Source organism: Bifidobacterium erythrocebi, from assembly GCF_012932675.1.
Lineage (GTDB): Bacteria > Actinomycetota > Actinomycetes > Actinomycetales > Bifidobacteriaceae > Bifidobacterium > Bifidobacterium erythrocebi.
The window spans coordinates 464120-477802 of the sequence record NZ_JAAIIF010000008.1; the positions used below are offsets into that span (position 1 = coordinate 464120).

Below are 13683 nucleotides of genomic sequence, written 5' to 3' on the forward strand. Positions count from 1 at the left end.
CCATGTTCGGCATGGCCAAAATCTTGATTGTGAATTGGGATGGTTTGAATTGGGATGGTTTGAATTGATACGTGTCAGGCGGGCTGCCTCCGGTGGCTCCCGGACTATCCGAGAGCCACCGGCTCAACCGTCATCCGTCTGTTAGACGTTCAACGGGTCTTCGCCAAGCACGCGCTTGCTGAGCACGAACGCACCGCCGAGCACGAGCACCGCGCCCATCAGGCTGAAGGCGATCAGGCCTCGCCCGCCGGTGGACGGGATGGTCTTGGCCTTGTAGTTCGCCACGGACAGGCCGCCGTCCTCCTCATGCTTGAATGCGGGCGGCTTGTTGCCTCCCTCGACTTCGGTGATCGTGATCTGCTGGTCCTTGTCTTTCTGGCTCAGGTCCACGACCACGTTCCACTGGCCGCTGGGCCTGGTGTACCCGTCGGGGGCCTTGGATTCGATCAGCCTGTAGGTGTCGCTGGCCAGATCGGCGAAGGTCACCTTGCCGTCACTGTCGCTGGTCTGCGTGTCGATCTTCACCCACTGCTTGGGGTTGAGAGGATCAAGCACATCGGCCTTGCAAGCGGCGTCGCAGTCACCGTCGTGGCGGTACAGCTGGAACACCGCGCCTTCTAGTGCATCGCCGGTTTCACCGTTCTTCTTGGTGAAGCTGAAGTCGGTCACTTTCTCCGTGTTGATGAAGGTGGATTCGGGGTCCTTGTCAGAACGCACCTCCACGGTCGGGATGTTCTTCTTCTGCCTTGCTTCCTGCTGTTGGTCATCACTGGTGGTGGTCAGCTTCAGCTTGCCGTTCACATATACGCGCAAGGTAAGGCCGTTGGTCACGCCCTCGCTGTGCTCATCGAGTTCGGAGACCTTGAACCTGATCTTGTAAGTGCTGGAGTCGTAGTCGTACTTCTTGCTTCCGGTGTCCACCTCGGTCATGTCGTAGGTGAAGTCGGCAGTGCCGTGGTCCTTCTTCACGCTGTCCCACCAGTCGGCGGTGAAGTCGAGAGCATCCCACGTGGCAAGTCCGTCACTGCCCACTTCCACGGTGGGGTTCGCCAGCTGGGGCGCGCCCGCTGCGGCGGACTCGGCATCGGGCTTCATGTTGAACTTGAATTCGCCGGCCTTCACCGGTTCCTTCTCACCGTTCTTGAGCAGCTTCTTGGTGGCGTTGAGCTTCACAGACACCGGCAGCACCACATCGCGCTGCACGTTCTGATCGCCGTTGCCGTCTTCGGAGACGACGTAGTTGTTCAGATTGTCGGCGCTGGTAGTGTCGTGGTACACGGCTTCGGTGTTCACGTCGTAGTAGTCGGTGGTCTTCTTCATATCCGACTCGCCGATGATGGTGTTGACATGATCGCTCACCTTGGCGAGCGCGTTCTTGTCGCTGCTTTTCAGCAGTTCCTTGCCGGTACCATCCGTCAGGGTGGAGGTCTGATGCTCCAGCTGATAGCCGGCAGGCAGTGCGGAATCGTCGGTGGCAACGGTGGAGAAGGTCACCTTATTGCCGCCGTTCTTAATGAACAGATCGGCGCCGCCGTCATAGTCGGATGCGTTCTTAACCTCATTGGCTGCGCTTCCGTCCTCGGCTTCCTGCGCTAGAGCATCACCGGAAGCGGCATAGTCTATGTCATCATGTTCAGGATTGGGATTAACGTCATCTGCCAAGTAGACGCGATTCTGTGCATGCTGCCACTGCTTACTGGACGAGGCATCGGCCTTGATAGATGACTTCGTTACTGTCGCGCTGGTGCCTTCGCCGCCATCCACCTTGGTCTTGAGATCCTTGGCAACACGCACCTTGACTGTTACATCACCGGTGGAACGTGCATAGCCGGACGGAGTCTCGATCTCAGTGAGCTTGTATTCCACGCCATCCTTGGAACCGGGCACACCGCGCACGGTGAATCCGCCCTTGCTGTCGGTCACGGGCTGAAGCGCCTTATCACGATCCGTGGTGGTGATCAGCTCGCCGGTCTTGGCATCAGTGGCGACCAGATAGGTGCCGTCCTTCTGCTGTGTACCAGTCAGATACTTGCCATCGGTGGTTTTGACGACGTACTTCGCACCCTTAAGAAAGATATCGGGGTTTGTCTTGCTGGTCTTTTTGAACTTGAAATCGCCGAGTACCTTGGTCCTGCTCTGCTGCTTGACCGTACTCAGATAGTTCATGGTTACTTCATAGCCATAGTTGAAGGAATATGTATCAGGAGCGCCACGACCATCCATATTTGTGACAACATCCTTATACAAAACTTGTCGATACATCTGGCCCTCACGGGCGTCTTCCCCCTGCGTACGTATGGTAAAGCCAGTATCCGTATCACTGCCAATAGCCAGGTTATTGGTATTAATGGCGTACTTTGCAACATCCGAGGATTTCTGATTGAAAATCGGCACTTTGCACACATCAAGACTATCCGAAGTGCTTCTGCCCATGGTGAGCATGTCATCAGCGGTATCGCATAACTTATAAATACCTGTAATAAATTCAATTTGCTTGCCGCTACCATCTCGTACATACGTTACAGCTGTGTGATGGAACATATTCTGATCCAGCGAAATGGCGCCATTATAGGTGGTAGGCAAAGAAGCATCAAGACCAGACGCCTTGGGATATAGCTGATTAGGGAAAATATGCAAATTATTGTAGCTCAGATCAAGATCCGGAATAAGTGTGCTTGTGGATAAACCTGGAAAGGCCAAGGTCTGCAGACCAACGCCCTCAGTTATGCCTTGACCAAAACTCGAGAAACCAAGTTTTGTTATCCTGCTCAATTTTTCAATACCGTTGAGCAATCTAATACGATCATTCTGCCCAATAAGTCCACTGGCTTTGGCTCGAACATAGGCGTTATACACATTCCACGTGTAGGAATGATTGTCACCAGACACCATTCGAAGCACCTGATCGGTGGTCCTGGAGCTGTAATCCTTGCCTTGGAATTCGTCCTTGACTTCGCGATCAACAAGCTTGCGAAGAACGACATCGGGGAAATACTGAGCCATGTCGTCATTCCACGTCACCGGCAGCTTGGGGTCTCCGGTGACATTGCTGGAATCATTGCTCTGCGTGGAACTCTGTGCAGCCGTAACCTTCTGCTGCTGCGAATCATCGTTAGCCTGATTCTGGGAGTCGCTGTTGGCGGCCTGATCCGCGTTGTTGGTCTCGGTGTTCTCCGTCTTGGACGAATCATCGGCATCGCCGTTCTGGGAGGTATCGGCTGCTGCGGCATCGCTGCTGGCCGTATCGCCGTTGGCATTCTCACTGCTCTGCTTGGTGTCATCGCCGTTGCCGGCTTCCACCTGCCCGGCTGCAACCTGGGTGTCCTGCGAATCCGTGGCGCCTTCGGCCGCATATGCCGTTGTTGCTGGGGCAAGAATAGTGCAGGCCGCAATCGCAAACCCTAAAAACGTTTTAAATAGAGGTTTCTTCAGCGATGCTGAGAGGCGCTGCCCCCCCCCCGCGATATTTCCAGGTTTTCTCATCTTTTTCCTTCTCCTCTGCCTTGCCATGCAAGCCAACCGTCCAAGCGACGGACACTTCCCTATGTAGCGCAGCAGCATCGGATTCGTCATCCCACATCGGGCCGCTGTCTTCAGCCCAACATGTTCGCATCGGGGAATCCCCCCTTGGCGGTTGTTCCCGTAAATGCGTAAGCAATGGCCTTCCACGCGAAAGATACGAGGAGGCTTTGCCTCTGATTCTTCCTATTTTCATTTATATCCGTGTACCAATCCGGTGCACGGCGCACAAATGCATGATTCTTTTATAGATGGCTCTTGTGACATCAAATCGCATGACTTAATTTAACGAGCATACGATTCGCTGCGCGCATTCCCAGATGCCCGAAGGAACTCCGACGGCATCGGCCGACCGGCAATACCTTGCATTGTGCCGATGTGAACGTTACAAACACGGGGGTCTCCCCCTTCCCCGCCGTCATGGGATCAATACATATCCCTGCCGTGCACATCGGCGTGTCGGTCAATATCCAATGCCGGGAAACCGACCACGAAAATCGACGAAAGACATCACGAAACGCCGGCCTTCCAACGTTTTCCCGGTATCGAGAGTCCCGCCGGACGCGATTCTAGCAGCCAGGCCGCCGAATCCTCGGCACATTCAGAGCAGCACCGTTGCATTTAAGCAACGAATCGCATCATTTCTGTCATATATACAATGCGCAGTACAGCAAAAAGGACCCCGGCGCAGCCCGCAACGCTCAACCAACAACCAGCGTTGCGGCCCGCACCAGAGCCCGTTCCCGAATCAGCACCTGCCCAAAACTCAGAACAGGTGGCGCAACTCAGGTTTATCCTCGCTCATCAGTAGCATGAAGCTCCTGGATTGCGCGGTGATCGCGAAACCGGCCTCATAGTTGAGCTCCGGTCCGTTCGGATTGTACGTGTCCACCACCAGCTTCCACTTGCTGCCATAGTTCTCGTCCGGCAACGTGAATTGGATCGGCTCGTAATGCGCGTTAAAGATCAGTATGAAGTCGTTGTCCACCGTGGGGTTGCCGTAATAGTCCATTTCCGGAATATTCGAGCCATTGAGGTACACCATCATGGAGAACGCATGCGTATTCTGCCAATCGTTCATATCCATGATGGAACCGGTGTGGTCGAACCACTCCACCTCCGGAATCGCGCCCGGCTCATCGTCGGCGGTGCGGCCGGTGAAGAACCTGCGGCGGTGCAGCACGGGGTGGTTCAGGCGCAGATGGATCAGCTTGGAGACGAACGCCAGCAGGTTCTTGCGCCCGTCGTCCAGATCCCAATGCGTCCACGAGATCTCGTTGTCCTGGCAGTACGCGTTGTTGTTGCCCTGCTGGGTTCGTGCCACCTCGTCGCCGCCGCAGATCATGGGGATGCCCTGGCTCACCAGCAGCGTGGCGAACATGTTGCGCATCTGGCGGTGGCGCAGCTCGTTCACGTCGCGGATGGTGGTCTCGCCCTCCACGCCGCAGTTCCACGAGCGGTTGTTGCTTTCGCCGTCGCGGTTGCCTTCGCCGTTCGCATCGTTGTGCTTCTCGTTGTAGCTCACCAGGTCGTTAAGCGTGAACCCGTCGTGCGCGGTGATGAAGTTCACCGATGCCACGGGTCTGCGCCCGTTTATCTCATACAGGTCGGAACTGCCCATCAGACGCGAGGCGAACTCCGGCAGCGTGGATGGCTGCGAGCGCCAGAAGTCGCGTACGCAGTCGCGGTAGCGGCCGTTCCATTCGGACCAGCTGGAGGGGAAGCCGCCGACTTGGTAGCCGCCGGAGCCGAGGTCCCATGGTTCGGCGATGAGTTTGACGCGGCTGATGACGGGGTCTTGTTCGACGATGTCGAAGAAGGCGGAGAGTTTGTCTACTTCCTGGAATTGGCGTGCGAGGGTTGCGGCGAGGTCGAAGCGGAAGCCGTCGACGTGCATTTCGGTGACCCAGTAGCGCAGGCTGTCGGTGATGAGTTGGAGGGCGTGCGGCGAGCGCATGAGGAGTGAGTTGCCGGTGCCGGTGGTGTCGAAGTAGTGGTAGGGGTCGTTGTCTACGAGGCGGTAGTAGGCCTGGTTGTCGATGCCTTTGAAGCTGAGGGTGGGGCCCATGTGGTTGCCTTCGGCGGTGTGGTTGTAGACCACGTCGAGGATGACTTCCATGCCTGCGTGGTGGTAGGCCTTGACCATGGCTTTGAATTCGTTGACCTGTTGGCCGCGTTCGCCGACGCTGGAGTAGGCGTTGTGGGGTGCGAAGAAGCCGATGGTGTTGTAGCCCCAGTAGTTGCTCAGTCCTTTTTGCTGGAGGAAGGAGTCGTTGACGAACTGGTGGATGGGCATGAGTTCGATGGCGGTGACGCCGAGCTTTTTGAGGTAGTCGATGACTGATGGGTATGCGAGGCCGGCGTAGGTGCCGCGGATGTCCGGCGGTACGTCTTGGTTGAGGTTGGTCATGCCGCGTACGTGGGCTTCGTAGATGACGGAGTCGTGGTAGGAGATGTTGGGGTGTTGGTCGTTGCCCCAGTCGAAGTAGGGGTTGATGACGACGGACTTCATGGTGTGTGCGGCGGAGTCCTGCATGTTGACGGCGTTGATGTCGTCTGGTTTGGACATGTCGTAGGAGAAGAGGCTCGGATCGTCGTCGATGTTGCCTTCGATGGCTTTGGCGTATGGGTCGAGGAGGAGTTTCGAGGGGTTGCAGCGCAGTCCTTGTGCCGGGTTGTAGGGTCCGTAGACGCGGTAGCCGTAGCGTTGGCCTGGTTGCAGTCCTGGGATGTAGTTGTGCCAGACGTAGGAGTTTTGCTCCGTCATCTCGATTCGGGTTTCGTGGTCTTCTTCATCGAAGAGGCACAGTTCGACCTTTTCGGCAACTTTGGAGAATAGGGCGAAATTCACGCCGGCGCCGTCGTAGCTGGCACCGAGCGGATACATGGATCCCGGTCGTATATGCATCATATGGTTCATTATCCCACGTTCCCTGCCCCTTGGCCCCGGTGTGGCCGGTTCGCCACAAGATGCCCTCAATCGTTTTACGTTGTTGGAGGGTTGCTGCGTGTGGTTGTTCGTGCGGCTGGCCGGGGTTTTGGGTGTTGATTCGGCGGGGTTTGGCGGGTTATTCGCCTGCGGTGAGTCTGCGGATCTGCTCGTGCTGGATGGCGATGATGGAGTTGCTGGCGGTCACGTGCATGGCCTGCAGGTCTGCCCAGCTCACCCATGCGGATTCCACGTGCTCGTCGGCGTCGAAGTGGCGCTCCCCCTGGCGGTATCCGTCCAGGTGGATCACCATGATGTGGGCGAGCTCGTCGGTCATGCCCTCGGACGAATAGCAGTCCGTCACATGTTCGATGCGCATGCGTTCCGGCGAGATCGGCGTAACGCCGGTTTCCTCGCGCAGTTCGCGCAATGCGGCCTCGCGCACGTCCTCGCCGTTGTCCATCAGCCCTGCCGGCAGACCGTAGGCAAAGGAGTCGTTGCCGATGCGGTATTCGCGTTCGATCAGGTAGCGGTCCGTCGCCGTGTCGTGCACGAGCATCACCACGCAGGGCGCGTGGCGCAATACCTGCCGGCGGATGGTGACCATGTTGCCGCTGGTGGTGGTCAGCCCTACGAGCGTGTCTTCCACGCGGAAGATCGCGCCCCGGTACACTTCGTGGCTTTCGAGCAGTTTGGCAGGCACGCTCATGTCGATGTCGTCGCCGTGGGCGGCGAGACGTGCGTCCACCTGCGCCGCGGTTTCGCTGGTTTCGCCAGTTTCGTTGGCGTTGTCCGCCGCGTTCAGCGGTTCCGTGCTCTCTGTTTCCATGACGTTCCTCCCTGCGTTTCCTTCCGTGCGTCCCGTGTTTCCCGCTATGCATCCACACGGCCGGTGGCGCTGGCCGTGCCCGCCTCGTTGATCAGCCAGGTCCACGGGTCGGTGGTGGTGCGGATCCAGTTGGTCTCCACCTGTTCGCCGGTGGCTTCGGCGAGCGCCGAGGGGATGTCTTCGATGGCGTAGTTGAACCACATGGATTCGATGGCGGCGTGGGGCGTGTTGATGAAGCATGGGCGTACGTGCGGTTCGCTCTGGCCCGGTTCGCCGTGGCCGAGCATGATGCCTTCGGCGCGCATGGCCGCCTCGTATCGTGCCTGTTCGATGGCGTCGGTGACGGGGTGGTGGCGCAGGTCGCTGGTCACGTACACGTCCGCTCCGGTGGCGCGGACCTCGTCGAAGAGGGAGTCTCCGGAGCCGGGCAGGATCGCGACGGTGGAGATGAGGGTGTTCGGGTCGCCGCACATCTGGATGCCGAGTGCTGTGGCCATGCCGTGGGTGGTGACCTGGGTGTAGACGTGTTGGGCGAAGGTGCCCAGTGTGGTGGGCTTGCTCAGTCGGCCGATTCGGCCCAGGCCTACGGGGTGTTCGGTGTCGGGGTCGTTGATGGGGACGAGTGGCTTTTGGTCGATGAGTCCGAAGTAGTCGGCGGCGGCCTGGCCTACGCCTCGCCATGCCGCGTCGGCGTTCGTGTGTCCCACCCATAGGGCGCAGCCGGCGCGGTTGAGTTTGGTGACGAGGTTGCCGCGGAAGCCGAGCCCGGACACCTGGTGTACGGAGCGGAAGAACAGCGGGTGGTGGGTGATGAGCAGGTCCGCGCCCCATGCGATGGCCTGGTCGATGATGGCGCTGGATGGGTCGGCGGCGAAGGCGATGCGCGTGACGGGCTGGGTCAGGTCGCCTACGATGAGCCCCGGTTCGTCCCATTGTTCCGCGTATCGCAACGGGTATAGCGTTTCCAGTACGTCCACGACCTGCTTGAGTCTCATTGTCTGTCCTTTCCTGCGTTGTCGTTGCCTTCGTTGGCATTGGATGCCATGTGTTCCGCCGGTGTTCGCCTTTGGGTGCAGCCGTTCATGGGTCGCACCCGCGTATGGCCTCGCTTATGGTACCGTTCCGTGGCAGGCTGCCGGTGCCGTCCGGATCCGGCCACGCCAGGGCATATCCCTGCGTAGTTATCTTGGGTTCGTATCCGCGTTTGGCCCCGCTTGATGCCCGTCAGCGTGGCCTTACGGGGATCGTATCCGCATATGGCCATACGAGAGCCTCTCCCCGTGGCCATATGCGGGTCTCGTCCATGCAAGGCCGCGCCCGCCGCCTACTAGTGGAGCCATATGCGGCCGTTATCCGAGTCTGGCCCCGGATCGGCCGCACGCGATTCCGCATACCCGGCAAATGCGGCAGTGATGTCGGTCAGTGTGCGGCGAGCTGCCAGTCCGCGCCCACGCCCGTGGACACGTTCAGCGGCACGTCCAGGTGCACGGCGTTCTCCATGGCGTCGCGTATCAGCGCCGTCACCTGTTCGGTCTCGCCCGGCGCGATCTCCACCACCAGTTCGTCGTGAATCTGCAGGATGATCCGGCTCTTCACCCCGGCCTCGGCCAGCGCGCGCTGTGCACGGATCATCGCGATCTTCATGATGTCGGCCGCGCTGCCCTGGATCGGCGCGTTCAGTGCGGCGCGTTCGGCCGCGTCGCGTGTGGCGCGGTTCGTGGATTTCAGTGCCGGGAAGTACCGTCTGCGGCCGAACATCGTCTCGGTGTACCCGCGTTTGCGTGCCTCGCTCACGCAGGATTCCAGGAAGTCGTGCACCTTGCCGAACGTGGCGAAATACTTCTCCTTGAGCGCTTCGGCCTCGCCCGGGCGGATCTTCAGCTGCTGCGCCAGGCCGTACGAGCTCAACCCGTATGCCAGGCCGTAGCTCATGGCCTTCACATGGCTGCGCTGGTCGGGCGTGATCTGGTCGACCGGCACGCCGTGCACCAGACTCGCCACGTACTTGTGGAAGTCGGCGCCGCTCTTGAACGCCTCGATCAGCGACTCGTCGCCGGACAGGTGCGCCATGATGCGCAGCTCCACCTGCGAGTAATCGCAGCTCATGAGCGATTCGAAGCCTTCTCCCGGCACGAATGCGGACCGGATCTCACGCCCGGCGGCGTTGCGGTTCGGAATGTTCTGCAGGTTCGGGTCCACGGAGCTCAATCGCCCGGTGGCGGCCACAGTCTGCTCGAACGTGGTGTGGATGCGCTCGTCGGCGGGGTTGGCGGCGTCGATGAGCGTGGCGACGATCTGCTTGAGCTTGTTCGTCTCGCGATGCCTGAGCAATGCGCCGAGGAACCCGCTGGCACGCTCGTCGTCCGCATAGGTGATGTAGAGCTTCTGCAGCGCGTCCGCATTGGTGGTGTAGCCGCCGGTCTTGGTGCGCTTCGTGGGCTTCAGGCCCATGTCTTCGAACAGCACCTTGCCCAGCTGCTTGGGGCTTTGCAGGTTCACCGTGGTGCCGGCGTAATCCCAGGCGATCTCCTGCGCCTGACGCGCGTCGGCGGCGAACGTGTCGCGCATGGTGGCGAGACGACGCATGTCGACCTTCGCGCCCTGCGATTCCATGCCGTACAGTACGCGCGAAACCGGCAGTTCGAGCCTTTGCAGCAGGCCGAACTGTTCGCGCTGGTCGATCTGCGGGGCAAGCGTGCGGGCGAGCTGCGCGATGATGGTCACATGCTGCAGCAGGGTCGATGCCTGATCCTCGTCCGCGTCGCCGCCATCGTCCAGGTCGAGCAGCCCCTGCGTGGCCTCCTCGGTCTTCTCCTCGACATGGATGTCGAGGAATCGTGCGGCGGCCTGTTCGAGCGTGTCCGCGTGGAAGTCGGGCTGCACGAGGTAGCCGGCGAGTTTGGTGTCGAACAGCGGTTGCGGCAGGGTGACGCCGAGGGAAGCGAACAGATGCAATTGCTCCTTGTACCCGTGTACGACCATGGTGGAGGCGTACTGGGCGAGCACAGCATCGAGCGCTTCGCGCATCCCCGGTTCCAGTTGCGGCGCATCGGCTGCGGTGTCGGCCGTATCGTGCGCAACGTGTTCAGTGCCGTCCGCCGTGTTCGCGGGGATGTCGATGATGAGCGCGGCGTCGCCGTACTGCAGCGTGATGGCGGTCGCCTTGACCTTGCCCGGCCTGGCGGTGCCACTGGCGTTGATGACCCAGGAATGGTCGATCGCACCGTTGCAGCGCATCGAATGGTCGATAGAGAACTGCTTGCCGATGTCGTCCGTCTCGCCGCTCGGAACCGCAGTCGCAGTCTCGCTCTCGGCGGCCGGCAGATGCTCCGCCGCCCATGCGTTCAGGGTTTCGGCGTCGTTCGCATGCTGCACGTCCGTCACTTCGATGGCCGGGCGTTCCTTGGCCGCATCGGTGCCGGCATGGTCGAGTTTCGGTGCCTCGCCTCCGTTGAAGGTCTTGAGGATGCGGGACTTGGTGCGCGAGCCGAATTCCAGGGACGTGAACAGTTCGTCGAGCTTGCTGGCGTCGAATTGGCCGAAGGTCAGATCGTCCACGGTCACGCCCAGGTCGATGTCTCGTACCAGCGCGTTGACCTTGCGGTTGAGCTTGACCTGATCGAGGTTCGCGCGCAGGGATTCGCCCTTCTTGCCGCCGATCTCGTCGGCATGCTCGCAGATGCCTTCGAGCGAGCCGTACTGGTTGATCCATTTGGCGGCGAACCCGTCGCCCACGCCCGGCACGCCGGGAATATTGTCCGCTGTCTCGCCGCGCAGCGCAGCCAGGTCCGGGTATTGCGCGGGCGTCACCTTGTACTTGGCGAACACCGCTTCGGGCGTCATGTGCTTCAGGTCCTTGAAGTGGTGGCCGGGGTACAGCACGGTGACCCAATCGTCCACAAGCTGGAACGCGTCCCTGTCTCCGGACAGCACGAGCGTCTTGTATTTCGCCTGCTCGCCCATCGTGGCAAGCGTGCCGATCACATCGTCGCCCTCATATCCGGGCTTTTCGATGTAGGTGACGCCCAACGCGTCGAGCATCTGCTGGATGAGCGGCAGCTGGCTGAGCAGGTCTTCGGGGGCTGCGTCGCGCGTGCCCTTGTACTGCGGCAGCATGGTGTTGCGGAAGGTGCCGCCCTTGACGTCGAATGCGACGGCCAGATGGTCCGGTTTCTCCGCCTCGATCACTTGGGCGAGCATGGTGGCGAATCCCCAGACCGCATTGGTGGCCTGGCCGGACGAGGTGGAGAAGTTTTCTACGGGAAGAGCGAAGAACGCGCGGAACGCCAGCGAATGGCCATCAACGACCAGCAGCGTTCCGCGCGTTTCGTCGGATACGGTATCAATCATGAGTTCGGTTCAGCTATGTTCAGCTCAGCGATCGTCGCGTGCGGGCTTGGGATCGCCGTACTTTTCGATGATGGCCATGGCCAGGCGCTTCTTCGGGATGCGCTGATCCATGGAGGTCTTCTGGATCCAGCGGAACGCGCCCTGCTCGGAGAAGTCGGCCTTGTCCATCAGCAGACCCTTCGCGCGGTCGATGAGCTTGCGCTCCTCCAGCGTCTCCTGAGCCTTCTGCAGATCGGCCTGCGCCTTGGCGAGCTCGTCCTCGGTGGCCTTGAGCTTGGCTTCGGAGCGCTCCACGTTGTCCAGCAGATCGTTGATCTCCGCGAAGCGGCCCATGGCGACTTCCAGAGCGGGGATAAGCTTGGATTCCTCATACGGCTTGGTCACGTATGCCATGGCGCCGGCGCCGGTGGACTTCTTGACCAGATCAGGCTGGGAGAATGCGGTCAGCATGACCACGGGGGCGATGTTCTCGTCGCAGATGATGCCTGCGGCGGTGATGCCGTCCATGCGCGGCATCTTGACATCCATGCACACCACGTCCGGGCGCTTGGTGCGGGCGAGTTCCACGGCTTCCTCGCCGTTGGCGGCCTCGCCGACGACCTCGTAGCCGTTGTCCTCAAGCATGCCGACAAGATCCATACGATTCACGGACTCGTCTTCGGCGACCACGACGGTGCGCTTGCGGTTCTCGTCACGCTCGGGGGCTTCTTCGGCACGGGCGGCGGCCTGCAGCTCCTCTTCGGTCAGTACAGGCTCCATTCCTTCTTCACCATTGCTAGACACCATTACATCAACCTCGTTTCTAGGCACGATAACGCTCTAAATGTAACTCTCAAACCACCACAATAACACAATGGCCGGCTCAGCCGGCAGCGTTGCGTCAAACCATTGATTCATATTATGAGACGGGTTCCACGCGCCCATCCATCCGGCCGATATGCGGCGTGCGCGGCGGCCATTCGCAACACGGCATTGGACTCGATCGCGTTTGTGTTGTAGACTACTCAAGGTTTGGATACGCCCCTGTATCCCAATTGGTAGAGGAAGCAGCCTCAAAATCTGCGCAGTGTGGGTTCGAGTCCCACCGGGGGCACCGGCTAGATCCCGCTGGAAACAGCGGGATTTTTTTATTGTCATCAACGCCTATCCCCCACACCCTGCACACGCGCCCCGCATACATGCGGACCCGCTACGACCCGGCTTTTCGCTCCACGACGATCCGCCCTTTTCGGTTTAAAATGAAAGTGTTCGCTCACGCAAGGAGGATCGTATGGGCAACACAACATATCGGCAGTTCGACCCGTGGCGCACGTCCCCGGTCCAGGAAATGTCACGCAAGGAAACACTGCGCACGCATTGCTTCAATATCGACCATGTGACGTTCGATTCATTGGGCGGCAAGCCGTTCGAGCGCGACTTCATTCATGTCAAGCACGGGGATACCGTCGGCGTGCTTGCCATCACCGACGATGGCAGGATTCCGCTGGTCGAGCAGTACCGTCTGTCCACGCACCGCTGGACGCTGGAGATTCCCGGCGGCCATGGCTCGTCCCACCTGGATCGACCCATGGATATCGCACGGCAGAAGCTGGAGGAGGAGGCCGGGTTCCGCGCCGGCAAGATTCGACAGTTCTCGCGCATCATGGACATGCCCGGCTATTCCACCCAGTACACCTCGCTGTTCTATGCCACCGACCTGACACCCGCGCAGGTGTCCGATTTCGGCCCCGAGACCCCCAGGCCGGCATTGCGGCTGGTGACGCCCGAAGAGGCGCATCAGCTGGTGGTCAACGGCACGATTCTCGACGCCAAGTCGCTGGTCGCATTGCTGAGCCTGCACGACGGACTGCTGAATCATAGCGACGAAGCCGGCGACCAGATGCCGGAGAACTGATCGGCTGATCGTCATAGCCGCGCACATACGCGCGTACACAGCGCATAAATACGAATGTGGGTGGCCGCCTTCAAAAAGGTGGCCACCCACATTACGTTATACGCTTACGCCGATGCGCCGACTGCAGTCACGCCTTAAGCGGATGAGCCGGTCGAAGCCGAC

At 60.0% G+C, this 13683-nt stretch carries 8 protein-coding genes and 1 tRNA gene; 3 read left to right on the forward strand and 6 right to left on the reverse strand.

Annotated elements, in window-relative coordinates; all coding sequences use genetic code 11:
* Positions 1-141: 141 nt before the first annotated feature.
* Entirely contained in the window at positions 142-2166 is a 2025-nt protein-coding gene (locus tag G1C98_RS05690; RefSeq protein WP_169080054.1) for a SpaA isopeptide-forming pilin-related protein, read from the reverse strand.
* Positions 2167-2730: 564 nt separating this feature from the next.
* Here G1C98_RS05690 and G1C98_RS05695 point away from each other — a divergent pair.
* Positions 2731-3405, forward strand: a complete 675-nt coding sequence (locus G1C98_RS05695; RefSeq protein WP_169080056.1) for a hypothetical protein — start codon at positions 2731-2733, stop codon at positions 3403-3405.
* A gap of 880 nt (positions 3406-4285) precedes the next feature.
* Here G1C98_RS05695 and glgX read toward each other — a convergent pair.
* The 5 genes from glgX to G1C98_RS05720 form a co-directional block, all read right to left on the reverse strand.
* Positions 4286-6406 carry a glycogen debranching protein GlgX gene (glgX, locus tag G1C98_RS05700; RefSeq protein WP_169080191.1) on the reverse strand — a complete coding sequence of 707 codons (2121 nt, stop codon included), beginning with the start codon at positions 6404-6406 and terminating at the stop codon, positions 4286-4288.
* A gap of 181 nt (positions 6407-6587) precedes the next feature.
* Positions 6588-7157, reverse strand: a complete 570-nt coding sequence (locus G1C98_RS05705) for an NUDIX hydrolase (protein ID WP_169080193.1) — start codon at positions 7155-7157, stop codon at positions 6588-6590.
* Between the two features lie 164 nt (positions 7158-7321).
* Positions 7322-8272: a Nif3-like dinuclear metal center hexameric protein gene (locus G1C98_RS05710; protein WP_169080058.1), complete on the reverse strand. Its 951-nt coding sequence runs from the start codon at positions 8270-8272 to the stop codon at positions 7322-7324.
* 424 nt (positions 8273-8696) lie between these two features.
* Positions 8697-11627, reverse strand: a complete 2931-nt coding sequence (gene polA / locus G1C98_RS05715; protein ID WP_169080060.1) for a DNA polymerase I — start codon at positions 11625-11627, stop codon at positions 8697-8699.
* 24 nt (positions 11628-11651) lie between these two features.
* Positions 11652-12413, reverse strand: coding sequence for an ANTAR domain-containing response regulator (locus G1C98_RS05720; protein WP_169080062.1), 762 nt, complete (start codon positions 12411-12413; stop codon positions 11652-11654).
* A 233-nt stretch (positions 12414-12646) separates the two neighbouring features.
* Between G1C98_RS05720 and G1C98_RS05725 the strand changes: the two genes are divergently transcribed.
* Both G1C98_RS05725 and G1C98_RS05730 read left to right on the forward strand, forming a co-directional pair.
* A tRNA-Leu gene (locus G1C98_RS05725) sits at positions 12647-12720 on the forward strand.
* A 177-nt stretch (positions 12721-12897) separates the two neighbouring features.
* A complete protein-coding gene (locus tag G1C98_RS05730) occupies positions 12898-13521 on the forward strand; it encodes an NUDIX hydrolase (protein ID WP_169080064.1) in 624 nt (207 codons plus the stop codon).
* Positions 13522-13683 lie beyond the last annotated feature (162 nt).